General features: G+C 44.8%; 17 protein-coding genes and 3 riboswitches. Of the genes, 16 read left to right on the top strand and 1 reads right to left on the bottom strand.

The genetic code is table 11. From position 1 onward, the window contains the following. Positions 1-2: 2 nt before the first annotated feature. The 11 genes from pseC to HLI_RS07670 all read left to right on the top strand — a co-directional run bounded on the left by pseC (position 3) and on the right by HLI_RS07670 (position 14,395). Positions 3-1,193, top strand: a complete 1,191-nt coding sequence (gene pseC / locus HLI_RS07720; RefSeq protein ID WP_128526840.1) for a UDP-4-amino-4,6-dideoxy-N-acetyl-beta-L-altrosamine transaminase — start codon at positions 3-5, stop codon at positions 1,191-1,193. Next, entirely contained in the window at positions 1,190-2,239 is a 1,050-nt protein-coding gene (gene pseG, locus HLI_RS07715; RefSeq protein ID WP_128524447.1) for a UDP-2,4-diacetamido-2,4,6-trideoxy-beta-L-altropyranose hydrolase, read from the top strand. Before pseC ends, pseG begins: the two co-directional genes overlap by 4 nt. Beyond that, positions 2,232-2,786, top strand: coding sequence for a UDP-4-amino-4,6-dideoxy-N-acetyl-beta-L-altrosamine N-acetyltransferase (pseH, locus tag HLI_RS07710; protein WP_128524446.1), 555 nt, complete (start codon positions 2,232-2,234; stop codon positions 2,784-2,786). Before pseG ends, pseH begins: the two co-directional genes overlap by 8 nt. Beyond that, the gene (gene pseI, locus HLI_RS07705; RefSeq protein ID WP_128524445.1) at positions 2,764-3,813 is read left to right on the top strand and encodes a pseudaminic acid synthase; all 1,050 of its coding nucleotides are present in this window, start codon (positions 2,764-2,766) and stop codon (positions 3,811-3,813) included. Before pseH ends, pseI begins: the two co-directional genes overlap by 23 nt. A gap of 12 nt (positions 3,814-3,825) precedes the next feature. Continuing rightward, positions 3,826-4,557: a cytidylyltransferase domain-containing protein gene (locus HLI_RS07700; protein ID WP_128524444.1), complete on the top strand. Its 732-nt coding sequence runs from the start codon at positions 3,826-3,828 to the stop codon at positions 4,555-4,557. Between the two features lie 18 nt (positions 4,558-4,575). Beyond that, positions 4,576-5,286, top strand: a complete 711-nt coding sequence (locus tag HLI_RS07695) for a hypothetical protein (protein WP_128524443.1) — start codon at positions 4,576-4,578, stop codon at positions 5,284-5,286. 658 nt (positions 5,287-5,944) lie between these two features. Next, the gene (locus HLI_RS07690; protein WP_128524442.1) at positions 5,945-6,910 is read left to right on the top strand and encodes an AAA family ATPase; all 966 of its coding nucleotides are present in this window, start codon (positions 5,945-5,947) and stop codon (positions 6,908-6,910) included. Further along, positions 6,907-8,172 carry a DUF58 domain-containing protein gene (locus HLI_RS07685; protein WP_128524441.1) on the top strand — a complete coding sequence of 422 codons (1,266 nt, stop codon included), beginning with the start codon at positions 6,907-6,909 and terminating at the stop codon, positions 8,170-8,172. Before HLI_RS07690 ends, HLI_RS07685 begins: the two co-directional genes overlap by 4 nt. Then, a complete protein-coding gene (locus tag HLI_RS07680; protein WP_128524440.1) occupies positions 8,172-10,364 on the top strand; it encodes a transglutaminase TgpA family protein in 2,193 nt (730 codons plus the stop codon). The genes HLI_RS07685 and HLI_RS07680 overlap by 1 nt, the downstream gene beginning before the upstream one ends. 34 nt (positions 10,365-10,398) lie before the next feature. Then, a riboswitch (purine riboswitch) is annotated at positions 10,399-10,500 on the top strand. A 655-nt stretch (positions 10,501-11,155) separates the two neighbouring features. Beyond that, positions 11,156-12,694 (top strand): glutamine-hydrolyzing GMP synthase, encoded by a 1,539-nt coding sequence (gene guaA / locus HLI_RS07675; protein ID WP_128524439.1) that lies wholly within the window; start codon positions 11,156-11,158, stop codon positions 12,692-12,694. Positions 12,695-12,782: 88 nt separating this feature from the next. Continuing rightward, positions 12,783-12,885: riboswitch (purine riboswitch) on the top strand. 175 nt (positions 12,886-13,060) lie between these two features. Continuing rightward, positions 13,061-14,395, top strand: a complete 1,335-nt coding sequence (locus tag HLI_RS07670) for an NCS2 family permease (RefSeq protein ID WP_128524438.1) — start codon at positions 13,061-13,063, stop codon at positions 14,393-14,395. A gap of 141 nt (positions 14,396-14,536) precedes the next feature. Here HLI_RS07670 and HLI_RS07665 read toward each other — a convergent pair whose 3' ends face one another. Further along, positions 14,537-14,962, bottom strand: a complete 426-nt coding sequence (locus HLI_RS07665) for an Hsp20/alpha crystallin family protein (protein WP_128524437.1) — start codon at positions 14,960-14,962, stop codon at positions 14,537-14,539. Positions 14,963-15,105: 143 nt separating this feature from the next. Between HLI_RS07665 and HLI_RS07660 the strand changes: the two genes are divergently transcribed. From HLI_RS07660 to purB, 5 genes are all read left to right on the top strand, one after another. After that, positions 15,106-15,684, top strand: coding sequence for a DUF2179 domain-containing protein (locus HLI_RS07660; RefSeq protein WP_128524436.1), 579 nt, complete (start codon positions 15,106-15,108; stop codon positions 15,682-15,684). Further along, positions 15,644-15,853 (top strand): NETI motif-containing protein, encoded by a 210-nt coding sequence (locus HLI_RS07655; protein ID WP_128524435.1) that lies wholly within the window; start codon positions 15,644-15,646, stop codon positions 15,851-15,853. The genes HLI_RS07660 and HLI_RS07655 overlap by 41 nt, the downstream gene beginning before the upstream one ends. A gap of 81 nt (positions 15,854-15,934) precedes the next feature. Further along, positions 15,935-16,035, top strand: a riboswitch (purine riboswitch). An 88-nt stretch (positions 16,036-16,123) separates the two neighbouring features. Then, positions 16,124-16,615: a 5-(carboxyamino)imidazole ribonucleotide mutase gene (gene purE / locus HLI_RS07650; protein ID WP_128524434.1), complete on the top strand. Its 492-nt coding sequence runs from the start codon at positions 16,124-16,126 to the stop codon at positions 16,613-16,615. Next, positions 16,605-17,732 carry a 5-(carboxyamino)imidazole ribonucleotide synthase gene (gene purK / locus HLI_RS07645; protein WP_128524433.1) on the top strand — a complete coding sequence of 376 codons (1,128 nt, stop codon included), beginning with the start codon at positions 16,605-16,607 and terminating at the stop codon, positions 17,730-17,732. The genes purE and purK overlap by 11 nt, the downstream gene beginning before the upstream one ends. Positions 17,733-17,753: 21 nt before the next feature. Further along, positions 17,754-19,046, top strand: coding sequence for an adenylosuccinate lyase (gene purB / locus HLI_RS07640; protein ID WP_128524432.1), 1,293 nt, complete (start codon positions 17,754-17,756; stop codon positions 19,044-19,046). Positions 19,047-19,081: the final 35 nt, after the last annotated feature.

The following is a 19,081-nucleotide window of genomic DNA, read 5'->3' as shown; positions in this document are numbered from 1 at the left end:
ACATGGCGATATTCGGTGGGAAACCAGTCCGTGATACACTTTTACCTTATGGAAGCCAGTGGATCGATGAAAAAGACATAGAAGCAGTAGTTGCAACATTGCAGAGCGACTTTATTACAACAGGGCCGACAATCGAGCGCTTCGAAAGAAAACTCTCCGATTATGTCGGCTCTAAGTATGCGGTCGCTTTTTCCAATGGTACAGCTGCTCTTCATGCCGCCTGTTTTGCAGCAGGAGTTACAGAGGGTGATGAAGTGATCACTACACCCCTCACGTTTGCAGCTAGTGCGAATTGCGTTCTCTATATGGGAGGTAAGCCGGTTTTTGCTGATGTCGACCCAAATACCTACAATATAGACCCGGTATCTGTAGAGTCTTTAGTAACCCGGAGGACAAAAGCTATTATTCCTGTCGATTTCACAGGCCAGCCCGCGGATTATGAAAAGCTGCAGAGTATAGCAAGCGAAAATGGGCTCGTCATCATAGAAGATGCAGCTCATGCACTGGGTGCTGACTCCAAAGGGAAGAAGGTCGGTTCATTCAGTGATATGACGATGTTCAGCTTTCATCCTGTCAAGCACATAACAACAGGAGAGGGTGGCGCGATCACCACAAACAATCCTGTTTATTATGAGAAGCTCAAGCTATTTCGTACTCATGGAATTACCCGAGATGTGAACCAGCTTGAACAAGAACGGAAAGATTGGGAGTATGAAATGCAATGTTTAGGCATGAATTACCGGCTTACTGATATTCAGGCTTCTCTTGGCATAAGTCAGTTGAAGAAGTTGGCTGGTTTTGTAGAAAAAAGAAAAGAGTACGCCAGGCTATACACGAAAGCATTTGAAAAGATGGACCATGTGGTGCCTCCTTTTCAAATGGAGGGAAGCCAATCTAGCTGGCATCTTTATATCATTCGTTTGAAAGGTCCATTGGCGAAGCAGAGGACCGAGGTATTTCAGGCACTTCGAGCAGAAAACATCGGAGTCAATGTCCATTACATGCCTGTTCATACCCAGCCCTATTATCAAAGACTCGGCTATTCTTCGGGGGCTTGTCCGATCGCAGAATCGATTTATGAACAGGTCATAACTCTGCCGCTTTTCCCGAAGATGACAAAGGGTGACGTGAGGGATGTCATCAGGGCAGTGAAAAAAGTCGTTACCCATTATGAAAAAGAGGCGGGCGTATGAGGGTCGGATTCAGAACTGATGCCTCGACGGATTCAGGGACCGGTCATGTGATGCGGTGTCTCACTCTTGCGGAGGAACTTCGTATGCAAGGGGCAGAGGTTTTTTTTATGTGCAGAAGAAGACCTGGAGATCTAGTTGATTTTATTCAACAGAAAAGGTTCGCTGTTTATGTCATTACTGGAGCAGCGGGGATATCGTGGCGTGAAGATGCAGCACGGAGTCTGGGTATTTTGGAGAACGTCGGGATTGTTGATTGGTTGATTGTCGATCATTACGATCTTGATGCTAGATGGGAAAGGGTATTGAAATCATCAGTCAAACGTTTGATGGTCATCGATGACCTTGCTGATCGACAGCATGATTGTCACCTTCTATTGGATCAAAATCTTTATCCCGATATGGATAAAAGATATGAAGGACTGATACCGGATGGGACTGTCACGTTATTGGGGCCAGCTTATACATTATTGCGCGAGGAGTTCATCCTGGAAGCTGAACGTTTGAGTAACCCTAATGGCACCGTGGAGCGGATTATAGTCTCGTTTGGGGGGAGTGACCCTACCAACGAAACATTGAAGGCACTCAAGGCGATTCTGATGTTGGAAAAGCAGCCAGAGGTTGATGTGGTAATCGGCAAATCTAATCCATATCAAACAGAAATCTTAGCTTTTTGCAAAAAGGTCAAGGGGTTTCATCTTCATATTCAAACCAACGAAATCGCCCGTTTAATGCAGAAAGCGGATATAGCGATCGGGGCAGGAGGGAGTTCCGTTTGGGAGCGCTGCTATATGAACCTTCCTTCTATAGTGATCGAAACAGCAAGTAATCAAACCGAAATCATTGCATTTCTGGAAGAGAAAGGCGCAGTTTTCAATTTAGGTAAAAGTGAAAAAGTGAGGGTGGAAGACATTTATAAGCAGTTGCAGGAACTGGATGATGATTCTTCTATTGTTATGCAAGCATGGAAGTCAATCCGCGAAATCATGAAAGATCATGAAAGATATGGAGTTACCAAGTACCTCATGGGTGGAGATCATCATGACTGATTTTTTATTGAGAGATATGGAAGTATCGGATTTGAAACTTGTATGGAAATGGCGCAATAGAGAAGAAATCAGAAAAAATATGTACAATGACCAACCGATTCCGTGGTTGGATCATGTCGATTGGTTTGATAGGGAAAAAAAGAATCCACTGTCTTATACGAAACTGTTCCTTGGAGAAGGGCGTCCTTTAGGGGTCGTACGGTTTACGGATATCGATCTTGAACATCACACATGTTATTGGGGTTTTTATATTGGTGAAAAGGACACCCCTAAAGGATCTGGGACGATGATGGGAAGACTTGCATTGGATTTTATATTTTCCGAAGTGGATGTACGGAAAGTATGTGCCGAAGTATTGGGATTCAATAAAATCAGCGTCCGTTTTCATGAGAAATTGGGTTTTTTGGAAGAAGGACGGTTGAAAGAACAGATAAGAAGAGGGGATGACTTCATCGATGTGATTCCGATGGGATTGTTCTACAATCGATGGAAAATGATAAGGAAAGCATTAGGGGGGATGGACAATGGACATCAAGGTGCAAAGTAAACAAATAGGTGCAGATCATCCTCCTTTCATAATAGCCGAGATGTCAGGAAACCATAATCAATCGTTGGAACGTGCCCTGGAAATTGTAGAGCAGGCAGCGGCAAGCGGTGCACATGCATTGAAAATCCAAACGTATACGGCCGATACGATGACGTTGGATCATAAAGGAAAAGATTTTCAAATCAAGGATTCAGAGAGTCTTTGGAATGGGAAAAGTCTGTATCAGCTTTATCAAGAAGCTTACACTCCCTGGGATTGGCATGAGAAGATCTTCAAGCGAAGCAGGGAACTGGGCATGATCGCCTTCAGCACCCCTTTTGATGAAACAGCTGTAGATTTTTTGGAAAGTCTGAATGTACCACTGTACAAAATTGCATCATTTGAAAATACGGATCTACCGTTGATTCGAAAAGTGGCTGCCACAGGTAAACCAGTGATCATTTCTACAGGAATGGCTACGGTCGGGGAAATAGAAGAGATGGTTGAAGCGGCAGAGGGTGCGGGGTGTAAGGACCTCGTTTTATTGAAATGCACAAGCAGCTATCCTGCATCACCCGCGAATTCAAACATCTCAACCATTCCCCACCTCAAAGATTTGTTCAATTGTCAGGTCGGTTTATCTGATCATACCTTAGGGACCGGCGTGGCCGTCGCCAGTGTGGCGTTAGGGGCGACAGTCATCGAAAAACACTTTACGTTGAAACGGGAGGATGGGGGTGTCGATGCCAAGTTCTCTTTAGAACCAACTGAAATGAAAAGTCTTGTGGAAGAGACGCAAAGAGCATGGCAGGCACTTGGAAAGGTGAGTTATGGTCCAACTGCGAGTGAGAAGGCTTCAGGAAAATATCGTCGCTCGTTATACATCACCGAAGATTTGAAGGCTGGTGAATACCTTACAAAAGAGAACCTAAGGGCTATCCGGCCAGGTTTTGGTTTGCCCCCTCACTATTACGATGTTTTATTAGGTAAAAGAGTCAATGCCGATGTGAGACGGGGGACCCCGATGTCATGGGATTTTATTGGATAAGGGGGAGAGGTTTTGAAAGTCGTTGCTATTGTTCAGGCCCGAATGGGATCGACAAGGCTGCCGGGGAAAGTATTGATGAAGGTCATGGGGAAGTCGTTGCTCGAATATCAAATCGAACGAATGCAGAGGGCGAAATCGCTAACTGAGATTGTGATTGCCACATCAACAAAGCAGAAGGATGACCCGATCATTGACCTTTGTAATCAGTTATCTGTTTCTCACTTCCGGGGTTCTGAACACGATGTGCTGGACCGGTTCTACCGGGCGGCTGAAGCATATGATGCAGATGCGGTGGTGCGGTTGACGGCGGATTGTCCCCTGATTGACCCTGAAGTCATTGATCAAGTAGTGGATTATTATGTTAATAATCATTCCAGGTATGATTATGGTTCCAATACGGAAATGCGGAGTTATCCACGAGGGATGGATACGAGTATCTTCTCGTTCAAAGCTTTAGAACAGGCCTACCGGGAAGCTCGTCTCCCATTTGATCGTGAACATGTGACTCCTTTTATCATTAGGAATGAGCAGAGGTTTCCTTCTTTCCACATTACTTATTCGCAGGATGCGAGTCATCATCGTTGGACTGTTGATACAAAAGAAGACTTCCTATTGATCGAGCATATTCTGAAGGAATTATATCCAGAAAATGAAAAATTCACGTTAAAGGAAACGCTCAAGGCCTTCGAAAATCATCCAGAGTGGCTGAAAATCAATGATCATATAAGACAGAAGGATTCGTGAGTGAAGGAGTAGGTTTCCGTGGCCATTCCTAAAGGGTTTGCTGCTGTTGACAGTGAAGCTGCTATTGTGAAGGTAGAGGTGAAGAAGTGTCGGGATTGGCTTGGTTATTCTTATGCGGATGATGGATGGCATTATTTTTGTGCTACCATCAGGCAATACATCGATGAACCATCCCTTTCATATAAAAAATCAATCTTGCGTAAGTATTATCAGCTTTTTCAACCGAAGTCACTGCGGGAGGGATTGTTTTATAAGGTAGCTGATACACCCTTGAAAAAGCATAATCTATGGATGCCTTTACCTTGGGAAAACAACTTAAAGCTACCTGAAGGCGATCATCAGCATTTCGGTCCGAACTCGGAAGCATTTGGAGAAACTGAGCTTTTACGGACGCTGCGAGTGTACAAAAAAATAAGGAAAGTAGGCTACCAGCCTCGTCATTTTCCGGACGGTTATATAAGAGGGTACTTCTTGAAAAGTGGAAAAGATTATCGATTTAAACTGACCGCAGGACAACATCGTATGGCTGCCCTCGGTGTCATGGGTCATCAAACGGCCAAGGTGAAAGTACAATCGAAATGGGAGCGGGTGATCGATCCTGCCCACATCAAAGAATGGCCTCAAGTACGAAACCGGAGGTACACTAAAGAACAAGCTCTTTATATTTTCAATTCATATTTTAAACAGACGGGAAGAGAGAGGGCGATAAGATTAGGGTTGATGAAATAATCATATAGTTTGATATAGATTTAGCAGAGAGCTCTTCGGGGCTTTCTTTTTTTAATGCCTGGAGATTTTTCTTGTCTTAAGCATGAAAAAAACACATTAAAGGGTACCTTTAGGTTGTCGGGGGGGGGTGCGTTCTGTTCAAATTCAAAAACTCATTAAAAAAAGCCCCAGTTTTAAAACTGAGGCTCCCCCTGCCACCTATACCTATACAAACTTTCGTCTCTTATGTTTTATTATCTCTAATTAAGATGGCTTGAATTAAAGATACCACAAAATGACAAAATTGTTAACTGTTTTTTAGAGTTTTGTAAATGTCCTTCTGTTTGAGTAATCATTCAGCATTGAATCAGAAAAACAAACTTTTACTTAGGTGCAGGTTTGTTTTTCTTTTCCCGCACTATCGACTATTCAGAAATGACCTTTCTTCCCTTTTATAATGTAAACCAACAAGAAGGTATACCTGAATGTCTTAAAGCAGTAAAACCTCCTTTCACTGTTTATCGACAAAATTTTTACCGGCATTAAACCCTGTGATGATGCCTCTTCCTTTAATATCCAATTGTTCACATCCTTTGTTGAATGAGAAGCGATATAGTATAGTTATGATGAGCGTGATTATTCTGAAAAATTGTTATTTAGGAAGAAAGGGGTACACCAAATGACTCAGCAAACATTTTTATATCAACCGAAGATTTCGGAAGTGCTTAAGAATATAAGGAAAGTCATGATAGGGAAAGAAGAGGCGGCCTTGTTAAGTGTAGTGGCACTACTGGCAAAAGGCCATGTGCTGCTCGAGGATGTTCCTGGTGTCGGAAAGACGATGCTTGTCAAAACACTTGCGAAATCCCTCGATTGCGATTTCAAGAGAATTCAATTCACACCGGATTTGCTGCCATCCGATGTGACTGGTGTATCTATATATAATCCGAAGAATATGGAATTCGAGTTCCGTGCTGGCCCGATCCTGGGAAATGTGGTATTAGCAGATGAAATCAACCGTACATCTCCAAAGACACAATCCGCGTTATTAGAGGGGATGGAAGAAACGAGCATCACTGTAGACGGGAAAACGGTCCCGCTCAGTGACCCGTTTTTCGTCATGGCCACTCAGAACCCGATCGAATATGAAGGGACGTATCCATTGCCGGAAGCTCAGTTGGACAGGTTCCTCTTGAAAATGAGAATGGGCTATCCGACAGCGAAGCAGGAAATGGAAATGCTCTCAAGAACGTCGAACGGCCATCCGATTGAAGAGATTTCAGCCGTGCTGTCAAGGGACGAACTGGTCGGACTGCAAAAGGAAGTAGCAGATGTATATGTTGATAATTCTGTAAACCGTTACATCATCGACCTTGTGACAGCAACGAGGAATCATGAAGGAGTTTATCTGGGTGTCAGTCCTCGTGGTTCGATTTCCCTTATGAAAGCAGCGAAAGCTTTTGCGTTCGTTCATGACCGTGACTATGTCATCCCGGATGATGTTCAATACCTTGCTCCATATGTGTTGTCACATCGAATGATCCTCACTTCTGAAGCGAAGTTTGAAGGTTCGAGTGCGGAATCGATCATCGAGGAACTCTTGACAGCTACATCCATCCCAGTGAACAGGAATATCAGTGAATGAGACAAACGTTGAAACTTTCAGCTAAGTTGAGCGTTGTCGCGGTTTTGTTCGCGATATTGTTTTCTTATGCTATGTTCCAGGGGGGCTTCGTCAGCTGGTTCCTTTTCTATGCCTTCCTTCCCTTTCTTCTCTATATGTTAGGGGTTCTTTTCTATCCGATTCATAATTGGAAGGTGGAGCGCCGCTTATCGAAACGAATCGCGATGGGTGGGGAGACGATCCATGTCGATGTCAGACTGACGAGAAAGGTTCCATTTCCAATCTATTATTGTGTGATTGAAGAGTATTTGCCGGATTCTTTGAAAAAAGTGGACGAGCACGTCAGCAAGTATGAGGATATGGAAAAAACGGAAGATTACTATGAATCGAGAAAAGTGAAGCGTGTCGCTTTCCCATGGTTCAGTAAACATATCAATTTCAATTACGAACTGGCGAAGGTTCCGCGTGGGGAACATGCATTAAAAGCCATTCGCGTTAAGACAGGGGATTTCTTCGGTTTTGTAAAAAAAGAAGAAGTATATCAGCAGGAAAATAAGCTGGTGGTCTTTCCTTACCTCAGACCTGTGAAGATGAAAGAACGGGTTTACAGTTTCGAGCAAGGGGCGAGCCCTTCGTTCAAGCTTAATGAGAAGAATACCAATGTCGTTACTGGTGTCAGGGAGTACATGCCGGGAGACCGTTTCGCATGGGTTGACTGGAAGACGACGGCAAAGAAAAACCAAATGATGACCAAAGAGTTCGAACAAGAAAAAAGCGTTGATATGCTGCTCATTTTGAATGCAGTCTATCATTCTGAAATGAACGAATTGAGCTTTGAAGGTTCGGTTGAATTTACAGCTTCATTATTGAATGCTTTTCATAAAAAAGCCTCCCCGCTGGCTTTTATGACCCTCGGAGATGGGCGTAAGTATTTTCCTTTTCACCAGGATCACTCTCATCACCAACAAATTCAGGGTCATCTGGCAAAGATCCGTCCAATAGGGCGGGTTCCTTTTGCCCGGCAATTGGAAAGGGAGCACGCTTCGATTCCGAGTGGCGTCATGATGATGGTAGTTAGTCACCATTTGGACAATGATATACAAGTGGCATTGAGTAAATTGGCGAAAAAGAGTAAGCGAGTAGTCTTTTTTTATGTTCGTCCTTATAAACGAATGAAGTTCCAAGACCATCAATCTGTGAAACAATTGAAAAACCAAGGGGTCATTGTCAATGTGTTATCAGAAGAGCAATTGACGCAACAAGAATTCGAGGTGAACACATAATGCTTGAACGACACTCGCTCTATAAGCTTACCCTCTATATCATAGGGTTTCTATTGTTTTGTGAATGGCTCAGACCAATGGATTCCATTTCGCACACCAATGATGTCAAAGTCTTCTTCGTCTACGCCACTTTTTGTTTTTTTGTTTCATTTTTGCAAATCCAGTGGTGGCTTTCCATTCCGTTGAAGGGCTTGGGGATGGCCTTCATTATTGATGGATTGTATATAGCAGAGAGGATTTTTTCTCGCGACTGGTTTTCAGTCATTTATGAGCAAATCGTTTTCAACATCCAAATGATTCAGGGGCAGGAATGGTGGCAGATGACGCCAATGTTCCGCAGCTTATTATTCTTAATTTTATTATGGTTGATGAGTTATCTGCTCTATTACTGGTTCGTTGTAGCAAGAAGGATGTTCATCTTCGTGCTGCTCACACTCGTTTTTGTGACTGTGACAGATACTTTCACTGTCTACGATGGGAAGTGGGCGATTGTCCGGACGTTCGTTCTGGGGATGATCGCTCTCGGGTTATCCAGCTTTGCGAAAGAGATGGAGAAGGAGTCTATTTCTTTCAGAGGCCTTCACAAAGCGCAAGTGTGGGCTCTGCCGTTGTTAGCAATCATTCTCTTCTCATCGGCAGCTGCTTACGCTTCTCCTAAACTAGCACCACAGTGGCCGGACCCTGTTCCATACTTAGAAAGTGCGACAGGGGGATCTGGCCCCGGCGGGAGCGGGCACACACAGAAAGTCGGCTATGGCGAAAATGACAGCCGTTTAGGAGGTTCCTTCGTGCAGGATGACACCCGTGTTTTCCGTGCGACTGCGGATGGAGATCGTTACTGGAGAATCGAGTCGAAAGATACCTATACAGGAAAAGGATGGGAAGATACGTTAGAAGAACCAGTAGCCTCCATGGACCCAGATAATATAACCTATGAAACTTTTACTGATGAAGTAGAAGTGGAAGAGCAGAGGGCAATGATCCAAATGACAAATAATGCGTCCTTCCGCAAGCTTGTCTATCCTTACGGGTTGAGCTCCCTATTAGAATATCCTGCAAATTATGAATTGCGGGTGCATGAAAATACAGGGGAAATGGACACAATCAAAGGAGACTCGCCGGCGAAGGTCAACACGTATGTCTTGAATTATGACTTCCCTTCCTTTGAATACGATCAGTTACGGGAAGCAGATGCAGAAGATCCGGCAGAAATTCGTGAAAAGTATCTTCAGCTGCCAGATGATTTACCGAACCGCGTACGTAACCTGGCGAGTCAAATCGTCGAGGAAGAGGATAATCGTTACGATCGTGCGAAAGCAGTCGAATCCTACTTTTCTTCAAATGGCTTCGAGTATTCGACCACCGATGTCCCGGTACCTGAGGAAAATGAGGATTATGTAGATCAATTTTTATTCGATTCCCAGATTGGTTATTGTGACAACTTTTCTACTTCGATGGTCGTTCTGTTAAGGTCTGAAGGAATTCCGGCCAGGTGGGTAAAAGGGTTCACTAGCGGAGAAAGAATTGATGCTCAGGAAAATCCTTATTCTGACGAGGTTCAAAATGTCTATGAAGTGACTAGTGGAAATGCCCACTCATGGGTGGAAGTTTATTTCCCTGAAGTTGGCTGGGTCCCATTTGAACCGACGAAAGGATTTACCAATAACGCTGATTTCTATTCAGATATAGACTCTGAGGCCGGAGAAGATGCGAATGCAACTCCGGAAGAGGAAAATACACCTGAAGACAACTTGGGTAACCCTCAACAGCAAATGGAAGAAGAACAGGAGTCAGGAGATGCAGGTGTCGGAGGTTCTTCCGACAAGAGCTATACGTGGCTATGGATTACACTTACTGCAATCTTAGTGACCGCTGTCCTCCTTTATATCACCCGTTTCCGCTGGATGTCGGCATTGCTCATCCGCCGTTACCGAAAAAATAAGGATGAAGATACGTATGAAAAAGCGTACCAATATTTATTGAAACTGCTTGCCCATAAAGGGCTGAAGCGTAAGCCAGAGCAAACCCTCAGGGATTATGCAGGAACGGTCGATCGACATTTCCAGACAAATGAGATGCGCCGCCTGACGAATCATTATGAGCGTCTTGTATATCGGAATGAATCACAAAGCAGTCAATGGCCGAAAGTCACTGAATTATGGGAAAATTTAATTAAAAAAGCATTGTCTTGATTCCTTTAGATACGGTTGATAGAATGAATGGAAATTATCAGATACATTCTTCCTTCGTATATCCTCGAGAATAAGGCTCGAGAGTCTCTACCGGGGCACCGTAAACGCCCTGACTATGAAGGTGGGAATCACGTGACATGTGTGTACATGGATGGATTTCTGCCTTCGTCGTTTGTTTTATTGAAACGCAAGGCAGGAATCCATTTTTAAATTTAATTAATGGATCAGATTCTTGCAACTAACGGACAGCATTCTATAAGAATTGATTTCGAGATTTAGGGAGGAATCTAGGGGCGTCGGGGAAGGCTTCGCTTTCCTGCGGGGGAACTGGCAAGCCTCCTCGGTCGTTGCCACTCCCTGTGGGGTCTCGCCTAGCTCCTTCTCCCGCGGGAGTCTCTTCCTTCCCCGGTGCCCCTTTCATATGCGTTTCTCGAAATCACTTGAGGGAGAAGCTGCCCTTTATTGGGTGAATAAATCATATTTACCGAACCAGATTCCTATTTACGTAGGGAGTTTCGAGCATCTTTCTGTCGAATGGTGGCTGGGAAAACGGTGAGACTCCTGTGGGATGAACATGATCGGTGAGATCCCGGAAGGCGAAGCCTGAGGAAGCTCACCCCATGCCCACGGAAAGCGATCCGTTTTCCCAGCCACCATCTCCGCATACAAAATCTTCGAAACTGAGTTTCCCAATAGGGGCATTGGTGGAGTGTAAAACAACAGTAAGGATTGACTAAGAGTTAATGAAAGAGATGCTATAGAAAAGAAGAAGAGAGAAGGAGTGGAAGAGTATGGAACAAGTACAAGGTATGATTCTCGTCCTTGATTTTGGTAGTCAATACAATCAGTTGATCACAAGAAGGATCCGGGAGTTCGGAGTGTATAGTGAACTCCGCTCTCACAAAATCAGTGTCGAAGAGATCAAAGAGCTAAACCCCAGCGGCATCATTTTGTCAGGGGGACCGAACAGTGTGTATGGTGAGAAGAGTTTCCGCTGTGATGAAGATCTATTCGAATTAGGGATTCCGGTGCTTGGTATTTGTTATGGAATGCAGCTCATGACTCATCATTTTGGCGGAAAAGTAGAACGTGCCAATGAGCGGGAGTATGGAAAAGCGGATATTCAGGTAGCAAAAGACCCGGTGATCTTTCGAAAGACACCACGTGAACAACCTGTATGGATGAGCCACAGTGATAAAGTGATTGAGGCACCGGCAGGCTTTCAAGTGGATGCTACAAGCTCGTCCTGCCCTGTCGCTGCTATGAGTGATACCGTTAAGCAAATGTACGGTGTCCAGTTCCATCCAGAAGTCCGTCATTCCGAGTATGGAAATGATATTTTGCGGAGTTTCGTTTTTGAAGTCTGTGAAGCGACAGATGATTGGACGATGGAACATGTTGTTGAAATGGAAGTAGAAAAAATCCGCGAGCAAGTCGGCGATCGTAAAGTTTTGTGTGCGCTGAGTGGAGGGGTCGATTCCTCTGTAGTCGCAGCTTTGATCCATCGTGCTATCGGAGATCAACTGACATGTATTTTTGTCGATCACGGTTTATTACGTAAAAATGAAGCGGATGATGTCATGCGTACACTTGGGGATGGTTTCAACATGAACATCCTTAAAATTGATGCAAAGGATCGCTTCATGAGCAAGCTTGAAGGTGTATCCGACCCTGAGAAGAAACGTAAAATCATCGGAAATGAGTTCATTTATGTATTTGATGATGAAGCAGAGAAGCTGAAGGATATCGATTTCCTTGCTCAAGGGACTCTTTATACAGATATCATTGAAAGTGGTACAGAAACAGCACAAACGATCAAATCACACCATAATGTTGGCGGACTGCCTGAAGATATGGAGTTTGATCTGATTGAGCCATTGAACACATTGTTCAAAGATGAAGTGCGTGCACTAGGGCTTGAACTCGGAGTACCTGAGCATATCGTGTGGCGTCAGCCATTCCCTGGCCCTGGGCTGGCGATACGTATTTTAGGAGCAATCACCGAAGAGAAGTTGGAAATTGTCCGCGAATCGGATGCTGTCCTTCGTGATGAAATCAAAAATGCCGGGTTGGACCGGGACATTTGGCAATACTTCACAGTGCTTCCTGATATTCGTTCAGTCGGTGTCATGGGGGACGAGCGTACCTATGATTACACGATCGGTATTCGCGCAGTGACATCCATTGATGGGATGACTTCGGACTGGGCACGTATTCCATGGGAAGTCTTAGAAAAAATTTCTACTAGAATCGTCAATGAGGTCGATCATATCAACCGCGTCGTCTATGATGTGACGAGTAAGCCGCCAGCAACGATCGAGTGGGAATAAGCGAACGAAAAGACTCCCTCGTTAATTAATGTTCGGTTTCAGGGTTGACGGTTGCTGTCGAACCTTGTAAGATGAAATCAATTAAGAGAAATTGAATAGGTAACACCGTCGTATAATTTTGGGGATATGGCCCATGAGTTTCTACCAGACTTCCGTAAATCAGTCTGACTACGTTGGTGAATAGGCGAAGGGTAGTGCTTTTTTCAGTAACTTCCTCGCCCGTTTCCTTCGTATAGATGTAGACACTCTTGGGGTTATCCAGGAGTGTCTTTTTTTGTGGACAACAGGTAAACAAAAAAGAAAAAGTACCTGGGACAAAAAGTAAGTCGGCATTTAATAGAGAGAGGTAAAAGGGGAGGAAACAGCATGAGTAAATATTTTAAATTCAAGGAATTCGGGACAACTTATCGAAGAGAGTTCATGGCTGGTTTAACTACGTTTTTAGCTATGGCGTATATTCTGTTCGTCAACCCGTCTACTTTGGCGCTTGATGGAATTGAGCAGCTTCCTGAAGGTGTTACAAGGATCGATAAAGGGGCAGTGTTCACTGCAACAGCCATCGCTGCGGCGGTGGGTACGTTGATAATGGGCTTGTATGCGAAGTACCCGATCGCTTTGGCACCTGGTATGGGGCTGAACGCATTCTTCGCTTACACGGTTATTTTGGGGTATGGTATTCCATGGGAAACGGCGCTCGCTGGTGTTTTGGCATCTGGACTTATTTTTATCGTATTAACTTTAACAGGCTTGCGCCAACTGATCATCGATGCCATCCCGGGGAACTTGAAACTGGCGGTGGGAGCCGGAATCGGTTTGTTCATCGCCTTCATCGGCTTCCAAAATGCAGGCATCGTTCAAAACAGTGATGCAACACTCGTGCAATTGGGTGACTTGACAGCTGGACCAACATTGCTTGCGATTTTTGGAATCATTGTCAGTATCGTCTTGATGGCGCTAGGGTTGAGAGGCGGTATTTTCTATGGCATGGTATTGACGGCGATTGCTGGAATGGTGACAGGGTTGATAGCCCCGCCTATGGGCCTCAATGATGTAGTCGGTTCTGCGCCAAGCGTTGCTCCGACATTTGGAGCAGCCCTTACTCATTTTGGTGATATTTTCACGATTGAAATGCTGGTTGTTATTCTGACATTTTTATTCGTCGACTTCTTCGATACGGCAGGGACCCTTGTAGCGGTTGCAACACAAGCGGGATTCATGAAAGACAACAAACTGCCACGTGCGAACCGTGCTTTGTTCTCGGACTCTGCGGCAACGGTTGTCGGTGCAATTGCCGGGACTTCAACGACGACGAGTTACATTGAATCGACAGCTGGTGTAGGAGCAGGTGGTCGAACTGGTTTTGCATCGGTGGTTACAGCTGGATTCTTCATATTGGCGCTCTTTTTCTCGCCTTTGTTGTCTGTAGTAACAGCGGAAGTTACCGCTCCTGCGTTGATCATTGTCGGTGTCTTGATGGCCTCGACTTTGAAGAATATCGACTGGGACCAGTTTGAAATCGGTGTCCCTGCGTTTTTCACAGTGGCCGCGATGCCGCTCACATACAGCATTGCCACAGGTATTGCCATCGGGTTTATTTTCTATCCGATTACAATGCTTTTGAAAGGGCGAAAAGCAGAAATCCATCCGATCATGTATGTACTATTTATCATCTTCATTTTGTATTTCATATTTTTGGCATAGGAATCGGTCGGTTCCAACGGGGATTCCTGTGACACACAAGATAGAGAGATAGCAAGGGGAACTTGCCGTTACGTTCTATCTCGTTCGAATCGGCAAACCTTTAACAAAACAAAGCCGGCAGTCGTTAAGTGGCTGCCGGTTTTATTCATCTTCCAGATGACGGATCGTAATGGGGCGTTGGCGGGTCGAATCTGAAATGTAACGATGCAATTGAATAATGAGAAGGCCGTGCTTATAGGTCGCTTCCACTTTATCGTGTATGACCGGGAAAGGGAGGTCAATACTGCGTTCAAAAGTTCCATCAGCAATTTCTGATTTTATCTGGTGACCGCCACGTTGATTGATTTCAATTTTCCCGCGCAGGGTCAAGGTGGAATGGTCGACGAGCACATCGACGTTCTTAGGATGATTCATGCCTGGGATGTTGACAAAGCAAAGAAGTTCGTTGTCATACTGATAAAGGTTGACGGCAGGGATGGACGGTTTCATCATCCCTTCGAAGTCCCCCCAAAATTCCTGGCCGAAGAAGCGGTCGAGATTTGTTTTCCAATCTTTGAACTGGTCCATTTCATCAACCTCCATAAATTGTCACTAATTGCGATGAAAACATATTGTGTATGTCTCTTCTCATGGTTTATAGTGTATGCAAGAATATCGACTAGGTGAATGTCTCGGGTCTATATTTGCATCTCTTTTAGGAGGCTACATCCATGTTTGAGAACCCATTAATGCTTATTGTGATTATTTTAGCCGTCAACATCGTTTATGTCTCATTTTTTACTTTGCGGATGATTTTTACATTGAAAGGGCAGCGTTATTTTGCAGCTTTCATCAGTATGTTTGAGATCGTCACCTACATTTACGGTCTCGGACTAGTGCTGGACCGTTTGGATCAAATCGAGAATGTCATTGCGTACGCGGTCGGGTACGGACTCGGCGTGATCGTGGGGATGAAGATTGAAGAGAAGCTCGCACTCGGGTATATTACAGTTAACGTGATATCTTCAGACCCAGATATCGAATTCACCCGCCGGCTGCGGGAAAAAGGATATGGTGTGACGAGCTGGTATGCTTATGGGATGGAGGGCGACCGTTTGGCGATGCAAATTTTGACACCGAGGAAGTATGAACTAGCTTTGTATGAAACCATTCGCCACATCGATCCGAAAGCGTTCATCGTAGCTTACGAACCGAAACAGATCCACGGGGGATTCTGGGCGAAATCTGTGAAGAGAGGAAAGATTCGCGATGCCCAAAAAGAACAGCAAGAACAGCAAGAAGCGCTTTGAAGTCGGTGAAAAAGAATCAATCGATCAATGCCTTGATCGGATGAAGAAAGAAGGCTACATGCCGATTCGTCGTGCTGAAGAGCCGATTTTCCGGGAAGAAACACGGAATGGGGAAAAAGTGATGGAGCCTGTAGGGAAAACGATCGTATTTCATGCAGTTAAGCAATAAAACCGAACATTTTTTATTTTCATTTTTATTATCGTTCGTTATTGACGTTGACATCCACAAGTTTCTCTTGATATGATAAAAGCAGAATTGAATAGACGACCTCATATAAGACGGGGATATGGCCCGTACGTCTCTACCTGGGAACCGTAAATTTCCGGACTATGAGGGGAGCTTTCTATTACCGGACATACGTATGCCTGTTCGACTCCTCTCATGCTTGAGGTGTCGAGCAGGTTTTTTTATGTTTGAAAGAAGATTGGGAGGGATTGCATGGCTGAAGTTGGCGTAATCATGGGGAGTATTTCAGATTGGGAGACGATGCAGGAAGCATGTGCAGTATTGGATGAGCTCTCCATCGATTATGAAAAAGAGGTTATATCCGCTCACCGTACTCCTGAGGATATGTTCACATATGCGGCTGAGGCACGGGAGAGAGGGGTGAAAGTCATCATTGCCGGAGCAGGTGGGGCAGCTCACCTGCCAGGAATGGTCGCTTCGAAAACAACCTTACCGGTGATCGGCGTTCCTGTAGAATCGAAGGCGCTGCAAGGACTTGATTCATTACTCTCGATTGTTCAAATGCCAGGGGGTGTCCCTGTTGCTACGGTAGCAATCGGTCGGTCTGGAGCAAAGAACGCTGGTTTGTTAGCAGCCGAAATGATCGGTGCGTTTGATGAAAATGTAGCTGGTAGATTGACAGATTATCGAAAGACGATGGTGGATAAAGTAGAAGGGATGAGGAGGGATTTGCGTGGATTATAAAGTCATTCGGCCAGGACAGACGATCGGCATCCTCGGAGGCGGTCAGTTAGGAAAAATGATGGCTGTTGCTGCAAGGCAGATGGGGTATCGGATCGCAGTTCTGGATCCATCTGAAGATTGTCCATGCGCTCCTCTTGCTGATGAACAGATTGTCGCAGCTTATGATGATGTCGATGCGGCTCAGCGATTAAGTGATGTTAGTGACGTTATTACTTACGAGTTTGAAAATGTCGACCTTTCTGTTGCTCGATTGTTTGAAACTGAAGCGAAGCTGCCTCAAGGAGCTTATGCACTTGAGGTGACGCAAAATCGTGAGAAAGAAAAACAAGTAGCTGTCGATGCTGGGCTGTCCGTGCCAGTTTATCGTATTGTTCAAACTTACGATCAATTGACGGATGCACTTGAAACAATAGAGTTTCCGGCAGTAATTAAGACGATCAGTGGCGGTTATGATGGGAAAGGGCAGTTGAAGATAGAACAACAGGAGCAGCTTGATGAAGCCCGGGCGTTCATCAAAGAAGGCGGCACTTATATCGTGGAAGAATGGTTGAGCTTCGATTTGGAAATATCTCAAGTATTCACGAGAGGACAGGACGGACAAATCACCGCCTTCCCAACAGCAGAAAATATTCATAAAAATCACATTTTGCATGAGACGAGGGTACCGGCAAATGTTTCTGAAAGCGTGGTCGCAAAAGCTGAAAAGGCAGTCGATATGCTTGCTGAACATATCGGGGTAATCGGGACGTTTGCAGTAGAAATGTTCGTCAAAGATGAAGAGGTCTACATTAATGAAATGGCACCGAGACCACATAACTCTGGGCATTATACAATTGAAGCGTGTAATATATCGCAGTTCGAACAGCATATCCGTGCCATCTGCGGACTTTCACTTCTCCCTGTTCATACTGTAGGAGCGGCAGTCATGGTGAACGTGCTTGGTAAACATCGCGAAATTTTGATCGACAAAATAGAGCAGTATTACGGTTTTCATTTTCATGATTACGGAAAAGGCAAGTCTCGAATGTACCGTAAGATGGGGCACATTACGTTTATCGGGAACGACTTAGCAGAGATTGAAGAAAAAATCGAAGAAAATCAAATTCATTTATGGTAGGAACCGACGAGGAGGAAGACGATGATTGAACGTTATACAAGGCCTGAAATGGGTGCTATTTGGACAGAAGAGAACCGTTATCAAGCATGGCTTGAGGTTGAACTTTTAGCATGTGAAGCATGGAGTGAATTAGGTGTCATCCCAAGAGAAGATGTCACTAAGCTTCGCGAAAAAGCATCTTTTGATGTAGAGCGTATCCACGAAATCGAAGCAGAAACAAGGCATGATGTTGTAGCTTTTACTCGGGCAGTATCAGAAACAGTAGGCGAAGAGCGGAAATGGGTCCATTACGGGCTGACCTCTACAGATGTCGTAGATACGGCCCTGTCTTATCAATTAAAGCAGGCAAATGAAATCATCCGTAAAGACTTGGTGAATTTCATTGAAATCCTTGGCCGAAAAGCTCAGGAACATAAGCACACAGTCATGATGGGGCGTACCCATGGTGTCCATGCGGAACCGACCACATTCGGGTTGAAGCTCGCTTTATATTATGAAGAGATGAAGCGTAACTTGGAGCGATTAGACCTTGCATTAAAGCATATCGAAGTTGGAAAGCTTTCTGGTGCTGTCGGCACATACGCGAACATCGACCCATATGTGGAAGAATATGTCTGCGAAAAACTCGGGCTGGACGCTGCGACTGTTTCGACACAGACATTACAGCGCGATCGCCATGCCCACTACGTGTCTACATTAGCCTTGATTGCAACATCTATTGAGAAAATCGCCGTAGAAATACGCGGACTTCAAAAAACGGAAACACGTGAGGTGGAAGAGTATTTCGCAAAAGGACAAAAAGGTTCCTCGGCGATGCCTCACAAACGCAATCCGATCGGTTCTGAAAACATGACGGGGATGGCACGCGTGCTTCGCGGTGAAATGGTCACAGCTTTCGAAAATGTTCCATTGTGGCATGAGCGTGACATTTCCCACTCGTCTGCAGAGCGCATCATCCTGCCAGATGCGACAATCGCACTTAATTATATGCTGAACCGTTTTGGAAATCTGGTGAAGAATCTGACGGTTTTCCCTGAGCGCATGCAAGAAAATATGGAGAAGACATATGGTTTGATTTTCTCCCAACGCGTGCTGCTGACGCTCATCGACGAAGGTATGGTACGCGAGGAAGCGTACGATTTGGTGCAACCGAAAGCGATGGAAGCATGGGAACGCGGAGTACCGTTCCGTGAACTGATTGAATCAGATGACAAGATTACATCCACATTGTCAGAAGAACAGCTGGATGGCTGCTTTGACTACAAACACCACTTAAAACAAGTCGACCGCATATTTGACCGGATCGGACTCTGATTTCCATAAAATGTTATACCTGAGGAACCAGAAAC

This window comes from Halobacillus litoralis (assembly GCF_004101865.1).
Classification (GTDB): domain Bacteria; phylum Bacillota; class Bacilli; order Bacillales; family Halobacillaceae; genus Halobacillus; species Halobacillus litoralis_A.
The sequence above is the reverse complement of the archived record's forward strand: the minus strand, read 5'-3'. Positions and strand labels throughout refer to the sequence as shown.